Raw genomic sequence first — 13,653 nt, forward strand, 5'->3', positions numbered from 1 at the left:
GCGAAAGGAAATGTCCGCCTCCTCCTTCCAAAGGATCGCGTCCGCCGCACAGGCGGTCGCCGGTTGCAGGCATTCATGGGCTCTTGGAACTCCGAAATCTCTCTTCCTTTCGGCCATGATGTTTTCGTGCGCGGTTCCCGCCGCCTCGCAGGCGGGGGTAGAGTGTCTGATCGCGACAAACAGGAGTGAACGGTTTCTTGTGGTGCAGGCGATTGCCCGATCGGAAACGGTGGCGTCGGGAACATATAGGCTGGTTCTTCTCACCCATGGATCCGGCGGCACCAGCAAGAGCGTTCAACAGGGCAGTTTCGATCTGGAGCCCGGTTCGGATCTGATCCTTGCCGTGGCGATGGTCGACGTGGCGGACAAGGCTGACGTGAATGCGAGACTGAGGATCGAAACCGATCGAGGTGCATCACAATGTGGGTTACCGGAATGAAACGCATAAATCACTCGAGGCTTGCACAGGGTGTCGGCATCGCGCTTGCCACCTTGGCTTGCCAGACGGCAGCCGAGTGCCGAGCCGAAACGGCTTATGTCGTTCAGATCCCGGTCAACGTCACGACGACGTTGACATTCAACAGTGGGACGCCACCGTTGCAGACGGAGCAATATCGCAACACTTCGAACCATGTGGCGGGGGTGATCCCGGGCCTGCCGGAGACCGGGGGCACGAGGCATGGCAACAATCTGGCGCAGACGCTGGAAATTGGCATGCGCAACAGCGTCTATCATCTCCAGAGCGGAGCAGGAAATATCTCGACTGCCGGCATCATCGGAAATTATGGCAAGATAAACGTGCTTCAAGCCGGAAATAATCTGAGATCGAACGTCGTATTGCTGAACGGTGCTGGCATGAACGTAAGTGTTCTCCAGCCCGCAGGTTCGGCGCCGATCAATGTATTGATCGCGCGTTTGCCAGGTGGCGGGCTGCTTATCAAGCGTTGAGTGGGCGTGCTTGCGTCCAGGAACCAGGGAGAGAAATGATTATGATCCTACGTGCGACAATGGTTGCGGTCGTCTTGAGCGCCGCTGCGGGTTTGCCGGCATTCGCGGGACAATTGGTCTATCAGCCGACCAACCCAACATTCGGTGGCAATCCGCTAAATGGGTCATTCCTGCTGTCGACGGCGCAGACGCAGGGAGACGGTGTCAAGTCCGGCCAGCAGCAGACGCCGGACCTCTCCGGCCTCAATAGTGCATTGAGCAATCTCGGAAACGCAAATCAGGGGGCGAGTTCGAGCGGATCGTCTCCAGTCATCGTGATCCAAAGCGGTCAGGTGCCTGCCAATCCGTAAATCGAATTGATTGCGTAACCTCTCAATTCCTATGGGGGCGATTTAATCGTAGAGCCATGTCGCGAGTTGGTTTTCCCGTTGCAGCAGTGCTGTGCGGATTGGGTCTGGGAGGCTGCGCTGCTGCAGGCAGCAGCCTCGATCCGATGAGTACTCCAGCAACGCTGATGCCTGCCACGAAGACGGGTGTGGCCTTGGAAAGTCTGCCGCGCCCCAAGCAGAGGCTTGATGTTGCGGTTTACTCATTCCCCGATCTTACCGGGCAGAACAAGCCGAATGAGAACTTCGCCGAATTTTCGCGTGCCTTGACCCAGGGCGGCGCCCAGATGCTGGCCGATGTTCTGACCAAGGCCGGAAACGGCGAGTGGTTCAGCGTGGTGGAGCGAACCGATCTGCAATCATTGCTGCAGGAGCGGCAGATCATCCAGAATACGCGGGTGGCGGTCTATGGTGCAAAGGCAGGCGGGATACCGCCGCTCCGCTTTGCCGGCGTACTGCTCGATGGCGGCATCATTGGTTATGATTCAAATGAAACGACGGGCGGTATCGGTGCCAACTATCTCGGCATCGGCGGAAACACTCAGTATCGCAAGGATATCGTGACGGTATCGCTGCGAGCCGTGAGCGTCAGCACAGGGCGCGTTCTGGCCTCCGTGAGTACGACAAAAACGGTCTATTCCGTGCAATTGCAGGGATCGGCATTCCGCTTCGTCGGCGTCGATCAGCTGCTCCAGATCGAAGGCGGCATTACCCGAAATGCGCCGACAACCCTGGGGGTCCAGGAGGGGATACAGCTCGCTGTCTATGCGCTGATCTTCGAAGGCGTCAAGAACGGGCTATGGGAGTTCCAGGATGCCGCCGCTGGAGCGGCATTCATGCGCTATCTGGAGGAACATCAAAGGGCCATGACATATAAGCTCGACAGCAACGGAAGGCCGATTGCGCCGGTGCAAGATCACCAGCAGGTCAGCGCGGCGACCCAGCCTGCCATCGGGACGACGTCAAGGCCACCCGTCATCATGGACAAGCCGAAGAGCCTATGAGCGCTAGCGATGTTGGATCATCTTTCGACAGATATCGGATTGCGCGTTCTCAGGCCCGCAGCTCACGGTTCCATTCTGCGCGTTGTCGCCTGAATTCTGTTTGGCTAAGGTCTTGGCGGCGGTTGCCTTGTCGAGACTGCTGTTCTTCCTGATGGGAACGTTGCCGTTGACCTGAGGAATGCGGGTTTCGGAAAATCCGGAATGCCGGATAACCTGTTGATCGACGGCCAATGCCTCTGTCGCGGCAAGCGTGCCGGCCAGCAGCGCGACTAGGACGATGATGGTTTGATCAGCATGTCTCATTTCGATGTTGCTCCTCGATCATGAGGGTAGGCCTTGGAGGTCGGTGCCGCAATGCGGTCAGTGTCCTACGGTGCCTTGCCCGACTGTCGGCAGGCTATTGTCGCCGGGGCCAGGTGCCGCTCGTTCGGTAACGCCGCTGCCGACGTTTGGAAAGATGCTGTTTGCCAGCGCGGTTTGCGACCTGACGGTCGGTGTCGTCTTTGGTCTATGCGAGAGTTTCCGGTGCTGGGTCGGCGGTTGAGCTGCTGGCACCACAGACGTCTCCGGTAGCTGCTCGACGAATGCGGGATTGGTTTTTTCAGGAGGCGCCTGTTGTAGATAGCTCTCGCCAAATAGCGCACCGCTGCTCACCGCGAGCAGTGTAACGAGCGAGTAGTTTGCGATGATTGTCAACATCATCCGAGCATATTCCTTTGCGCGTCTGAAGTATTTCTTTTATTTACAGAGAATATTCCTAGAGTATTCCCGAAAACTTGAAATATACGGAGCGTAAATGGAAAACCATATGGAACACTACTCGATATAATTGTACATTTATCGTGAATGTGCAAATAAAATAATGGGAGGAGTGTATGCGCTTATCTCAGCAACTCGCAATTTTCTGTGCTGCGATTCTGCTTTCGCAAGCGCTCGCGTCCTTGGCGCTCAGCGCTGACGGCGATGTGGCCAAGCCGCAGGCCGAGCCCCCGAACGAGGCGGGGCAGGCGGGCAACGACGCTTTGCCCGGTCCCGCGTCGACAAGCCCAGCGGCAGCCGTACCGCCCACATCGCAAGTCACTGAGCAGAAGTTTGCGGCATGGACGCTGCAATGTAGTACAGATACGTCAATGAAGCCTCCATGTCAGATCATGTACCGGTTGGCGTCACCCGATCAAAAGCGGGTATTCATGGTGATCAGCATGGCACGCTCCGCCGACAACAAGATCGGCATGCAAATGGCTCTTCCGCTAGGGTTTGCCGTTCAGGAGGGCGTCAAGATCGGCTTTGGCAGCAAATATTCGACGGTCGCAAAGGTGTCGCGTTGTACCACGCAAGGATGCTTGGTCGAGGGCATCTGTCCGCCTGGAATGCTTGATGTCCTGATGAAGGAAAAGTCGGGAAAGGTCTCTATTCGGATGATGCAGGGAAACGTCGCGGAGCTTCCTGTGTCCCTGGACGGTTTTAATGCCGCCTATCAGGCTATGCGGGCCAAGGACGGATAATGCCTGCAACATTGCCCGCCAACCTCACTCAAGAATAATCTCGAACGTGAGGTCGCGGGACGGTAAGCATGGTCTCCCGTGCTGATGATCAGGCTGACGGCAAACCAGATGACTGCCGGGATGCCGCAGTTGTCGAGAGCTCCGTCAATGATGCCGGCAGCGCGTCCTGCTTATGCCAGTTGATCCTTCGCCAGGTAGTAGAAGTACATGGCTCCTTGCTCCAGAATCTCATCATTGAAATCATATGTCGTTGTATGCAGGCCGGCGCTGTCGCCATTGCCGATCAGCACATAGGCACCGGGAACCTTTTCCAGCAGGAACGAGAAATCCTCGCTGCCCATCAAGGGCAGGTCGAGTTCGGTAAAAGCATCCTCGCCGAAACGGCGTATGATCGTCGACCTTGCGACCTCAACTGCTTGTGGGTCGTTGATCGTTGCCGGGTAGCCCACCTGCCAGTCAAACGCGATGTCGGCGCCGTAGCTCTTGGCTTGTAGCGTCGTCACCTCCTCGACGCGCCTTCGGATCTCCTCGCGCACCTTCGGGTTCATCGCCCTCATGCTGATCTCGAGTACTGCCGTGTCGGCTATGATGTTGGAGGCTGAACCGGCCAGGAAGGCGCCGACGGTAACGACCGCCGGCTGGTGAGGAGAGATATTGCGCGCCACCAACGTCTGGAGCGCCATGACGATGCTGGAGCCGACGACCACCGGATCGACGGTCAGTTCCGGCTGCGCACCGTGTCCACCCTTGCCCTTGACGGTCACGCTCACCACGTCGATCGAGGCCGCGATCGGCCCGGCCCGCGTCGTGAAGGTGCCGGTCGGGATGCCCGGCCAATTATGCAGGGCAAAGACCTGATCGCAGGGAAAGCGTTCAAACAGTCCATCTTCGATCATCAGCTTGCCGCCACCGAAATTCTCCTCGGCGGGCTGAAAGATGAAATGCACGGTACCGGAGAAGCCCTTGTCCTGCGACAGCGCCCAGGCCGCACCAAGAAGCATGCTCGTGTGGCCGTCGTGGCCGCAGGCATGCATGGCGCCGGGATGCTGACTGGCATAGGGAAGATTGGTTTCCTCCTGCATCGGCAGCGCGTCGAAATCGGCGCGAAAGCCGATGGCGCGATTGCTGTTGCCGGCGCGAAGGGTTGCGACCACGCCGGTCTTGCCGAGGCCGCGCGTGATCTCAAAGCCCCATTTTTCGAGCTGAGCGGCAATGAAATCGGAGGTCTTGAACTCGGAAAGGCCAATTTCCGGTATTTGATGCAAATGATGCCTGATCTCAACGAGTTCCGGCAGGAAATTCTGGAAATTGCTATTGCTCATGGTCGTTCTCATCCCATCCGCAGAAATTGGCGCAGCCGCTCGGATTGCGGGTTCTTCATGACATTGTCAGGAGCGCCGCGTTCTTCGACCAGTCCCTTGTGAAGGAAGATCACTTCGCTCGAAATGTCGCGGGCGAGCGCCATCTCGTGCGTGACCATCACCATGGTGCGTCCCTCTTCGGCGAGCTTCTTGATGACTTGAAGCACCTCGTTGACGAGCTCCGGATCGAGTGCCGAGGTCGGCTCGTCGAACAGCATCACTTCCGGTTTCATGGCAAGCGCACGAGCGATTGCCGCACGTTGCTGCTGTCCGCCGGACAATTGCGCCGGATATTGATCGCGCTTCGGCGTGATGCCGACTTTTTCCATCAGCACCTCCGCTTCCGCGATCGCTTGCCTGCGTGACGTGCCGAGGACATGGATCGGCCCTTCGATGATGTTTTCGAGGATTGTCCGGTGGGACCAGAGATTGAAACTCTGGAACACCATGCCGAGGCGCGAGCGAATGTGCTCGAGCTGCCGGGGATCGGCTGCATGCATCTTGCCGCCACGCGAGGGAGCCGTGCGGATAACCTCACCCGCGACCGAGATTTCGCCCTTATCCGGCGTTTCGAGATAGTTGATGCAGCGAAGCAGCGTGCTCTTGCCCGAGCCACTGCTGCCGATCAGCGAGATCACGTCGCCCTTGCGCGCTTCGAACGAGATACCCTTCAAGACTTCGACACCGCCGAAGCTCTTGTGGATGTCTTTCACAGAAAGTGCTGTCTCGACCATTTCAATTCCTCCCGAGGCTTTCGAGCTCACGCCCGAGCGGCGCGATAACGCGTCATGCGGAACTCGACGACGTTCATGATCCGGGTCAGGATGAAGACCACGGCAAAATAGATGATGCCGGCGGCGATCAGCGGTTCGAAGATCAACAGCGACTGGCGCTGCAGCATCCGCGCCGTGCCCATGACTTCGAGAATGGTGATCGTCGAGGCAAGCGAGGTCGTCTTCAAAAGAATGATGAGATCGCTCGTCAGGACCGGCATGCAGTGACGGAACGCCTGTGGCAGCGTGACACGGCGAAGGATGGTCCACCGCCTCATGCCGACTGAAAGCGCCGCCTCGATCTGACCGCGCGGGATCGCCTGGATCGCGCCACGAATGACCTCGGCATTGTACGAAGCCTGGTTCAAACTGAGTGCGGCGATCGCGTACCACAATCCGTCGCGCAGATAGGGCCAGAGGAAACTGTGGCGAACCCAGGTGCCGGGCAGGACCTGGCCAAGGCCGTAATAGATCAGGTAGATCTGTACCAGCAACGGCGTCCCGCGAAATGCAAAGGTGAAGGCGAAGGCCGGCCATGCCAGCAATCTGTATTTCGAGAGGCGGGCAAGCGCGGTCAGCGTACCGATCACGAGGCCAAATATGCCGGCCGTTGCGGTAAGCAGCAGCGTCAGCGGCATCGCTTTGGTCAGGGCAGGCAGAAAGGAGATGACGTTCGTGATCGTTTCCATCAGCGATGCCCCCGGTTTAGGTGGTTTTCGATACGGCTGATGATGAAGACGGAAACCAGCGTGATGAGCAGGAAGAGCAGGGCCGTCAGGCCATAGAAGAGAATATATTGCTTGGTGCTGGCGGCTGCGCGATAGCCCGTATAGAGCAACTCGCTAAACGAGCCGAGCACGGAGATGATGGCGCTTTCCTTGGTGATGGAAAGCCAGAGATTGCCCATGCCCGGCACCGCATGGCGCATCATTTGCGGAAGAACGACGCGGGTCAGGATCTTGCGTTGCCGCATGCCGATCGATACGGCAGCTTCAAGCTGGCCCGTCGGGATCGCGAGATAGGCGGACCTCAGCACCTCGGTCATGAAGGCGCCCGAGACGAAGGCGAGCGCGATGATTGCCGCCCAGAACGGGCTGAATTGGAACCCGGCATCGACAAGGCCGGCATATTTGAGGAAGCGTTCCGCACCGCTTGCGACGGAAAAATAAAGGAGAAGGATGACCAGTAGCTCCGGCAGAGAGCGCACGACGGTCGTATAGAGCCCGGCGATAATGCGAAGCGAGCGACGATGCGAAAGCTTGCCGGCAGCTCCCAGGAGGCCGAAGATCACGGCGACGATATAGGAAACGATCGATACCTGGAGGGTCATCAGCAGACCCCAGGCGAAATTCGCGCCCCAGCCCTCCGGCCCCCAGCCGAGCAAGTGCCAATATGTGTCCATGCGTTTTACCTGCTCTATGCGGCTTTACCTGTGGCAATCAGCCGGACGGCCCAACGGGCCGATATGCGGGATCAGGCGTCGTCTGCTCGTTGCGGTTGCGATGAGGCTTCTGAAGCGATGTCGCGTGGGGAGCAGGAAAGGGCGCCCCGGGCGTGGCCAAGGCCACGCCCGGCGTCACGCGATTACTTCTTGCCGAAGATCCACTTATCGACCAGCTTTTGCGTCGTGCCGTCCTTGTTGAGTTCGGCAAGCGCGCCGTTGACCTTGCCGAGCGTATTGGCATCGTCCTTGCGAATGGCATAGGCAACACCTTCGCCGAGCGTGGTGTTCTTCGGCACTTCGAGCTTTACCTCATAGTCGGCGCCGGCCGGCGACTTCAGGAACGTCTGAATGTAGAGATCAGGGATCAGGACATAGTCGACGCGGCCAGCAACCAGGTCGGCGACGGAATTGTCGGCGGTGTCGTAGCTCTTCGCCTCAGCGCCCTTCAGATATTTCGCGACATAGGCAGCCTGAACGCTCGATGTCTGAACGCCAATGATCTTGCCGGAGACGATTGATGGATCAACGATCTTGCCCGAACCATCCGGCGCATCGACCGTCGCGATCTTCGTGGTATCAGACTTGGCGCCAACGAAGGACGTGCCTTCGGTATAGTAGGGCGTGCTGAAATCGACAACCTTGCGGCGATCATCGGTGATCGAGAAAGCGCCGATAATGAAATCGACCTTCTTTTCGTTCAGCGAAGGAATAAGGCCGTCCCAAGCCATCTGCTTGATGTCGCACTTGATCTTCATCTTCTCGCAGACAGCGCGGGAAAGATCGGCTTCGAGACCTTCCCATTCACCGGCTGCATTGACCTGCGTGAACGGCATATAGGGTTCAGGCGTCATGCCGAGGCGGATGGTATCCTCGGCATGAGCAAAGCCAGCAGACAGTATCAGTGCGACACCGGCGATGATTTTCGATTTGAAGCTGTGCATTCTGTTCTCCCGTTTGTTCTTGAGTGTGCTTATCGGCCGTTGCGATACCAGCGCAGCGACATGCAGGACAGGCCCGCATCGATCTTCCCGATCTCGGTGGTCTTCATCGGCACGACCTTGTAGCCGAGCTTGTCGAGCATCTCGATCGTGCGCGGAAAGTCGGAACCGACCATGACGACATCATTGACGCGCAAAGCGTTGGCGGCCGGCTCTTCGCCTTCCGGAATGATGATCTGCTTGAACTCCTTGAAGACGCCTGAGCGCGCGAGGCGGGCGGTCGACAGGACGCTTTCGTCATCGAGCAGCGAGCAATCGGTCTTGAAATGCAGCACGCCTTCCGGCGTCGCGACGATCTCCGCCTTGCGGCCGAGCTTTGCGATGCAGGCGGAAAGAGCCTCGGCTCCGACCTTGTCGGTGCGCGCCGAAAGGCCGATCATGACGCTCTTCGGCGTCGTCAGCACGTCGCCGCCATCGGCAAAGCCCGGGGTCGGCAGATCGAGTACGGTTTCGAACATATCGCGCAGCGTCGGCGTAATTTCGGCCGTCTCTCCGACACGGCTGACTGCGCCTGGACGCAGCAGGATCGCGCCTTCGGTGAACACAAGCGCGGGGTCTTCGACGAAGATCGAATCCGGGAAGGCTTCGAGCGCTGGGAGAACGGTCACTTCGACGCCGGCGTCGCGCATGGCGGCGATATAGGCATCGTGCTCGGCCTTGACGCCTTCGAACGTCGGATTGCCGCGATCGTCGGCGCGAAGGCCGTTGACGACGGAGCGCGAGGGTTCGCGCACGATGACGGAATTGAAGTGATAGACTGATCTTGCTTGCGACATTGCAGGTACCTTTACTTTTGTACGGGCTTCTCTATCCGGCTCAACCGGCTGCGTAAAGCAATTGTGTGACCGCCGGTTCGCGGCGCGACAGGTGAATGCCGGCGAGCATGCAGCGGACGGATCCGCCGGCAAGCTCGATGGTCGAGACATCGAATGGCAGCAATTTTGCCGATTGTTCGATGTCCTGGATCTGGGTCATGTCGAGAGCCGCGTGAGCCCTTGCGGACAAAACAACCAACCTGCCGTCCCGCCCGTCCAGCTCGATGGCATTGCCGGCGAAGTTCTCGATCTGCTCGATCGAAAGGTCGATCACTTTGCGGCCGGTCTCTTCCAGGCGCGCGATGATCTCCCGCCTTCGCGCGACATCCGGAATCATCTGAGATCCCAAAAGTGCGAAGTCGGTCCCGATGCACATCAGCACGTTCGTGTGATAGATCGCCTTGCCGTTACGGTCGACGGCGTCGAAGACCATCGGCTCGAAATTGAAATGCGTGCAGAAGCGTTCCAGTGCGACCTCATTGGTGCGGTTGGAGCGGACGGCATAGGCCACGCGGCCGATATGGTCGAGCACCATGGCGCCGGTGCCCTCGAGATAGACATGGTCCTTTTCGAGGCCGGAATAGTCGATGACATCCTGGACGCGATAGTCCGTCTTCAGCATCTCGATCACATCACTGCGCCGCTCGGACTGGCGGCTCGCCGAATACATCGGATAGATGGCGACGTGGCCACCGGAATGAGTCGAGAACCAATTGTTCGGAAAGACGGAATCGGGTGTCGCGGCGGTCTTGTCTTCGAAGACATGGACGGTGACGCCCGCCGCAGCCAAGCCCTCCGCCATGTGCGTTACCTCACCGAATGCAGCGCCCGCGATTGCCGCTGCAGCACGCTTCTCGTCATTTGACTGGAACGAATTGTCCTTGGCGGTCATCGGATTCGGGGTGAAGTGATGAGGCCTGATCATCACAACGGATTTTGGGGCCTGGACGGAAAGTTTGCTCATTGTTCAGGCATTGCTCCGCTTATGAACAGATGTTGAATGATGCGACCGGCCGCAGAGACCGCACCGATCTTGCAGTATCGGTTTCTTCCCCTGGTCCTGTTGCAGATCGATGCTCCAACACCACCAACATCTAGAAATTGAACCATGTTTCCAGTTCCACAAGGAAGTTTGATGAGGCAGCGTAGGAAGCCATAGCGTCAGTTGAAATTTGAGAACTGTAGAAAATTTGCTAGGAAATCTGGCACATTGCTCAGCCGGTTTGTGCAGATTTATACCAATGGCCGCGACAAGGTGAATCACGGGTTTCGACACTGCCAAATGGAAGAAGCATTGTGCTTGAGCGGATGCGCGCGACAGTCGTGCCGAAAGGGCTCCGGCCCTCGATGGCGGTCAGCGCGTGTCGTTGGGTGATTGCGGCCAAGACGAGTGGATTTTTCCCGGTGATCCGTCGAAAAATTATGCAAGCACAAAAAAGCACCTTAGCAGTTCCCCAAGCGCCGTGCTAACGATGACGATTGACGGCAGTAGCCGGCCAACCGCTCTATGGAGAATTAAGACAGTGACGGATTTTCTTGAAAAATGGTCTTCCAAAAAGGCTGATAAACCCAGAGCAGGAGCGAAAACTGTCATCGACACCTTCCGCGCCAGAATTGCGGAACAAAAAGCCTATCTCGAAGAATATGAGCGCGATGTCGATGGCTTCAGCAAGTGGCGCTCGACCTGGTTTCAGCGTGTACCCGGCGGCTTTGGTGTGACCGTTGGTCGTGATGCGGTCAATGCCGGCAAGGGATTGAACTACGTCGTCGTTGAAACGCTCAAGGATGTCGCCGAATTTCTCGACGATCTCGCGCATCATGCACAGAGCGACACCGGCTTTCAGCAGGCCCTTGAAAATAACCGCCAGCGCCGCGCCGCACTTCTGAATGCCGGCAAGGCCGGCGCCAGCGCCGCCGCTTCGAAGGCGGCAAAGCCAGCGGCTACCAAAGCTGTCGCTACCAAGACCGTAGCTGCCAAAGCCGCCCCGGCGAAGGCTGCGGCGGTTGCTGCCGACGGCGAGGCAAAGCCGAAGAGAGGCCGCAAGGCGAAGGCCGAGACGACGACGAACTAGCGTCGATCAGTCTTGAGTGAATGACCTATTGAGAGACCGAAGCTTCTAAACAGAGGCTTCGGTCTTGAAACTTTTCGGGGTCTGTCAGCATTAGGTCAGACTGATCACTCTCGTTCCCGGAGACCGGAAACACGCCAATCGAGGGATAATCCAAACAATGCTGAATATTTACCCAGCTAAAGCCGGAATGGCGGAAGAGGCCGCCAGGGACGCACTGTGGATCGATCTCCTCAATCCCTCTGCCGAAGAGGTGACTCAGGTCGAAAAATTGCTCGGGGTGAAATTGCCGTCCCTGGGCGCCCTCAGCGAGATCGAGGTGTCGAGCCGTCTCAAGAAGCGCAACGGCATGCTCTATATGAGCACGCCATCGGCGGCCCGCCGTCCTGAAGGCGTGCAGGCAACCCCGCCATTGGGATTTGTTTTGTCTGCCGACAGGCTGGTCACCGTTCGGTTCATGCCGCTGCCCACCTTCGAGGCGGTCGCTGGCAAATTTGCTGCCGACCAGGATATGCCGAAATCGAGCGTCGAAGTGTTCGTTCTATTGTGCGAAGAGATTGTCGACCACGTTGCCGACATTCTTGAGCATTTGGCTGGCGAATTGAATGGCCTCTCGGTCGAGGCGTTCCGCGCCGACGATACTCGCGGTCGCCATCCCGCGCGGGCCAATCGGGTTCTACGCGGCCAATTGCGACAGGTTGGTCGCCTTGGTGACCGTCTCTCGGAACTGCGCGACGGCCTGCAGGGGCTCGGGCGTGTCATTGCCTATGCAGAGCAATATGCCTGTGACTGGGACGGCGGAGTGTTGAAGCCGCGCGTCGGCAGCCTGCGACAGGACATCCATTCCCTTTCGGATTACGAAGAGCAATTGGCCAATAAGGTCCAATTCGTTCTGGATGCACTGGTCGGCCTGATCGGCATAGCCCAGAACGATATTTTCAAGGTTCTGACGATCGTCTCGATCGTCGGCATCCCGCCGACCTTGATGGCTGGCGTCTATGGCATGAATTTCAAAAACATGCCGGAATATGACTGGGTCTGGGGCTATCAGTATGGCTGGGCAGCGATCCTGATCAGCGCGATCATTCCCTTGATCTGGTTCAAGATAAAGGGCTGGTTCTAAGCCGGCTGGTGATGGCGAAACGGCGAAACTCGAGATAGGTCAATCGACTGCGAGCCCAATTACAGCCACAACTAAGGCAAGCGGTGTCAGCACGATCGAAAGACAGGGAGCCGCCGCCACCCGCAAGGCCGCCGCGACATATTGCGGCTCTCGCTGACTATCAGATAGAGCGATGCCAAGGGAGGTTGCGCGCCGGGTCCAAGGAAGCTCGCGCCTGTTTCGAGGAGGATCTCCCGGGCAAGTTCGGGGCTATCTGTACGAGCATTGTGCCGGCGATATTCGCTATCGCTGCGACAGGATCCAGTCCCGCACGATTGCCACCTCGGGTCGCTTCAGGCTCGGTTCCGGCGTCATCAACACATAGGGCTGGCGGATCGGCAGGTAGATGCCGAAGGGTTCGACCAGGGTCCCCTTAGCGAGCTCCTTCTCGATCATGAAATTCGGAATGAGCGCAAACCCGCCACCTGCGATACATGCTTCGACGGCAAGGAAGATCAGATTGAAGGTTATGGCAAAATGCAGGTCGACATTGCCGAATCCGGTTTCGAGGAACCACGCAGCCCAGCCGACGTCGTGCCAGCCGGGCTCCATGAACTCGATCTTGATCAATGGCTGTCCGAAGAGGTCCGCAGGTGTCGGCTGCTTCGGCAGGCGCTCAAGGAGTTCGGGAGCGCAGACAGCGGCAAGATGTCCGCCAAGCAGCAGATCCTGCTGCATGCCTGCGACATTGCCTAGACTTTGGTAGATGGCAAGATCGGGCGGCGGATCCTGAACATTCCACCGCTGCGGAAGGGCGGCGATACTGACCGATATATCGGGATGGGCTTGGTTGAAGTGGGCCATGCGCGGGGCAAGCCATCGCGAGGCAACCGAAAACTGGGACCGGATCAATACCTGGCTCTTCATCTCGCCCGCGCGAGTGGAGAGGGAGGCGGATGAGATCTGGTCGAAAACCGCGCCAAGCTTCTTTGCGTAAAGCAGGCCCTTCTCCGTCAGGGTGACGCCATTGGCGCGACGCTCGAACAATGCTCCCCCGACCCACTCCTCCAGTTGTTTCATCTGGTGACTGATGGCGCCTGCGGTCACGCCCAGTTCAGCTCCGGCCTGGACGAAACTCAAATGCCGAGCAGCTGCTTCAAATGCTCTCAGTGCGGTGAGGGGAGGTAGATGACGAACCATGGATGGCTTAGTTTTTCTAAGGGTCTCTAGGAAAATTATTGGTTTGCG

General features: G+C 58.1%; 17 protein-coding genes. 7 read left to right on the forward strand and 10 right to left on the reverse strand.

What is annotated here, in order from left to right:
• Positions 1–10: 10 nt before the first annotated feature.
• From csgH to GGD46_RS17365, 4 genes are all read left to right on the forward strand, one after another.
• Entirely contained in the window at positions 11–439 is a 429-nt protein-coding gene (gene csgH / locus GGD46_RS17350; protein WP_184706055.1) for a curli-like amyloid fiber formation chaperone CsgH, read from the forward strand.
• Positions 436–948: a hypothetical protein gene (locus tag GGD46_RS17355; protein WP_184706057.1), complete on the forward strand. Its 513-nt coding sequence runs from the start codon at positions 436–438 to the stop codon at positions 946–948. The genes csgH and GGD46_RS17355 overlap by 4 nt, the downstream gene beginning before the upstream one ends.
• Before the next feature lie 35 nt (positions 949–983).
• Positions 984–1,298, forward strand: coding sequence for a curli assembly protein CsgF (locus GGD46_RS17360; protein ID WP_246806357.1), 315 nt, complete (start codon positions 984–986; stop codon positions 1,296–1,298).
• Positions 1,299–1,441: 143 nt separating this feature from the next.
• Positions 1,442–2,338 carry a CsgG/HfaB family protein gene (locus GGD46_RS17365; protein ID WP_246806358.1) on the forward strand — a complete coding sequence of 299 codons (897 nt, stop codon included), beginning with the start codon at positions 1,442–1,444 and terminating at the stop codon, positions 2,336–2,338.
• A 3-nt stretch (positions 2,339–2,341) separates the two neighbouring features.
• Here the strand turns inward: GGD46_RS17365 and GGD46_RS17370 are convergent, their stop codons facing one another.
• Both GGD46_RS17370 and GGD46_RS17375 read right to left on the reverse strand, forming a co-directional pair.
• Positions 2,342–2,641 carry a hypothetical protein gene (locus GGD46_RS17370; protein ID WP_184706061.1) on the reverse strand — a complete coding sequence of 100 codons (300 nt, stop codon included), beginning with the start codon at positions 2,639–2,641 and terminating at the stop codon, positions 2,342–2,344.
• A gap of 57 nt (positions 2,642–2,698) precedes the next feature.
• A complete protein-coding gene (locus GGD46_RS17375; RefSeq protein ID WP_184706063.1) occupies positions 2,699–3,040 on the reverse strand; it encodes a hypothetical protein in 342 nt (113 codons plus the stop codon).
• A 239-nt stretch (positions 3,041–3,279) separates the two neighbouring features.
• On the opposite strand from GGD46_RS17375, the gene GGD46_RS17380 reads away from it, so the two are divergent.
• Positions 3,280–3,843 carry an invasion associated locus B family protein gene (locus GGD46_RS17380; RefSeq protein ID WP_184706065.1) on the forward strand — a complete coding sequence of 188 codons (564 nt, stop codon included), beginning with the start codon at positions 3,280–3,282 and terminating at the stop codon, positions 3,841–3,843.
• A 170-nt stretch (positions 3,844–4,013) separates the two neighbouring features.
• Here GGD46_RS17380 and GGD46_RS17385 read toward each other — a convergent pair whose 3' ends face one another.
• The 7 genes from GGD46_RS17385 to ctlX all read right to left on the reverse strand — a co-directional run bounded on the left by GGD46_RS17385 (position 4,014) and on the right by ctlX (position 10,198).
• The gene (locus GGD46_RS17385) at positions 4,014–5,165 is read right to left on the reverse strand and encodes a M20 aminoacylase family protein (protein ID WP_246806359.1); all 1,152 of its coding nucleotides are present in this window, start codon (positions 5,163–5,165) and stop codon (positions 4,014–4,016) included.
• Positions 5,166–5,173: 8 nt separating this feature from the next.
• The gene (locus GGD46_RS17390; RefSeq protein ID WP_184706069.1) at positions 5,174–5,938 is read right to left on the reverse strand and encodes an ABC transporter ATP-binding protein; all 765 of its coding nucleotides are present in this window, start codon (positions 5,936–5,938) and stop codon (positions 5,174–5,176) included.
• A gap of 26 nt (positions 5,939–5,964) precedes the next feature.
• Positions 5,965–6,666, reverse strand: coding sequence for an ABC transporter permease (locus tag GGD46_RS17395; RefSeq protein ID WP_184706071.1), 702 nt, complete (start codon positions 6,664–6,666; stop codon positions 5,965–5,967).
• A complete protein-coding gene (locus GGD46_RS17400; RefSeq protein WP_184706073.1) occupies positions 6,666–7,379 on the reverse strand; it encodes an ABC transporter permease in 714 nt (237 codons plus the stop codon). The genes GGD46_RS17395 and GGD46_RS17400 overlap by 1 nt, the downstream gene beginning before the upstream one ends.
• A gap of 182 nt (positions 7,380–7,561) precedes the next feature.
• Positions 7,562–8,362 carry a transporter substrate-binding domain-containing protein gene (locus GGD46_RS17405; protein ID WP_184706075.1) on the reverse strand — a complete coding sequence of 267 codons (801 nt, stop codon included), beginning with the start codon at positions 8,360–8,362 and terminating at the stop codon, positions 7,562–7,564.
• 29 nt (positions 8,363–8,391) lie between these two features.
• Positions 8,392–9,195, reverse strand: coding sequence for a dimethylarginine dimethylaminohydrolase family protein (locus GGD46_RS17410; RefSeq protein WP_184706077.1), 804 nt, complete (start codon positions 9,193–9,195; stop codon positions 8,392–8,394).
• 40 nt (positions 9,196–9,235) lie between these two features.
• Positions 9,236–10,198, reverse strand: coding sequence for a citrulline utilization hydrolase CtlX (ctlX, locus tag GGD46_RS17415; protein ID WP_184706079.1), 963 nt, complete (start codon positions 10,196–10,198; stop codon positions 9,236–9,238).
• A 559-nt stretch (positions 10,199–10,757) separates the two neighbouring features.
• On the opposite strand from ctlX, the gene GGD46_RS17420 reads away from it, so the two are divergent.
• Together GGD46_RS17420 and GGD46_RS17425 are read left to right on the forward strand one after the other, a co-directional pair.
• Entirely contained in the window at positions 10,758–11,306 is a 549-nt protein-coding gene (locus GGD46_RS17420) for a hypothetical protein (protein ID WP_184706081.1), read from the forward strand.
• A 157-nt stretch (positions 11,307–11,463) separates the two neighbouring features.
• On the forward strand, positions 11,464–12,426 hold the full coding sequence (locus tag GGD46_RS17425; RefSeq protein WP_184706083.1) for a magnesium transporter CorA family protein: 963 nt from the start codon (positions 11,464–11,466) through the stop codon (positions 12,424–12,426).
• A 282-nt stretch (positions 12,427–12,708) separates the two neighbouring features.
• On the opposite strand, the gene GGD46_RS17430 is transcribed toward GGD46_RS17425, so the two are convergent.
• Positions 12,709–13,605, reverse strand: a complete 897-nt coding sequence (locus tag GGD46_RS17430; protein WP_281414666.1) for a LysR substrate-binding domain-containing protein — start codon at positions 13,603–13,605, stop codon at positions 12,709–12,711.
• Positions 13,606–13,653 lie beyond the last annotated feature (48 nt).

It is taken from the genome of Martinezella lusitana (assembly GCF_014207095.1).
GTDB classification, from domain to species: Bacteria; Pseudomonadota; Alphaproteobacteria; order Rhizobiales; family Rhizobiaceae; genus Rhizobium; species Rhizobium lusitanum_B.

Coding starts and splice junctions, on each gene's coding strand:
- csgH (WP_184706055.1), top strand. CDS start 11: ATGTCCGCCTCCTCCTTCCAAAGGATCGCGTCCGCCGCACAGGCGGTC.
- GGD46_RS17355 (WP_184706057.1), top strand. CDS start 436: ATGAAACGCATAAATCACTCGAGGCTTGCACAGGGTGTCGGCATCGCG.
- GGD46_RS17360 (WP_246806357.1), top strand. CDS start 984: ATGATTATGATCCTACGTGCGACAATGGTTGCGGTCGTCTTGAGCGCC.
- GGD46_RS17365 (WP_246806358.1), top strand. CDS start 1,442: ATGAGTACTCCAGCAACGCTGATGCCTGCCACGAAGACGGGTGTGGCC.
- GGD46_RS17370 (WP_184706061.1), bottom strand. CDS start 2,641: ATGAGACATGCTGATCAAACCATCATCGTCCTAGTCGCGCTGCTGGCC.
- GGD46_RS17375 (WP_184706063.1), bottom strand. CDS start 3,040: ATGATGTTGACAATCATCGCAAACTACTCGCTCGTTACACTGCTCGCG.
- GGD46_RS17385 (WP_246806359.1), bottom strand. CDS start 5,165: ATGAGCAATAGCAATTTCCAGAATTTCCTGCCGGAACTCGTTGAGATC.
- GGD46_RS17390 (WP_184706069.1), bottom strand. CDS start 5,938: ATGGTCGAGACAGCACTTTCTGTGAAAGACATCCACAAGAGCTTCGGC.
- GGD46_RS17395 (WP_184706071.1), bottom strand. CDS start 6,666: ATGGAAACGATCACGAACGTCATCTCCTTTCTGCCTGCCCTGACCAAA.
- GGD46_RS17400 (WP_184706073.1), bottom strand. CDS start 7,379: ATGGACACATATTGGCACTTGCTCGGCTGGGGGCCGGAGGGCTGGGGC.
- GGD46_RS17405 (WP_184706075.1), bottom strand. CDS start 8,362: ATGCACAGCTTCAAATCGAAAATCATCGCCGGTGTCGCACTGATACTG.
- GGD46_RS17410 (WP_184706077.1), bottom strand. CDS start 9,195: ATGTCGCAAGCAAGATCAGTCTATCACTTCAATTCCGTCATCGTGCGC.
- ctlX (WP_184706079.1), bottom strand. CDS start 10,198: ATGAGCAAACTTTCCGTCCAGGCCCCAAAATCCGTTGTGATGATCAGG.
- GGD46_RS17425 (WP_184706083.1), top strand. CDS start 11,464: ATGCTGAATATTTACCCAGCTAAAGCCGGAATGGCGGAAGAGGCCGCC.
- GGD46_RS17430 (WP_281414666.1), bottom strand. CDS start 13,605: ATGGTTCGTCATCTACCTCCCCTCACCGCACTGAGAGCATTTGAAGCA.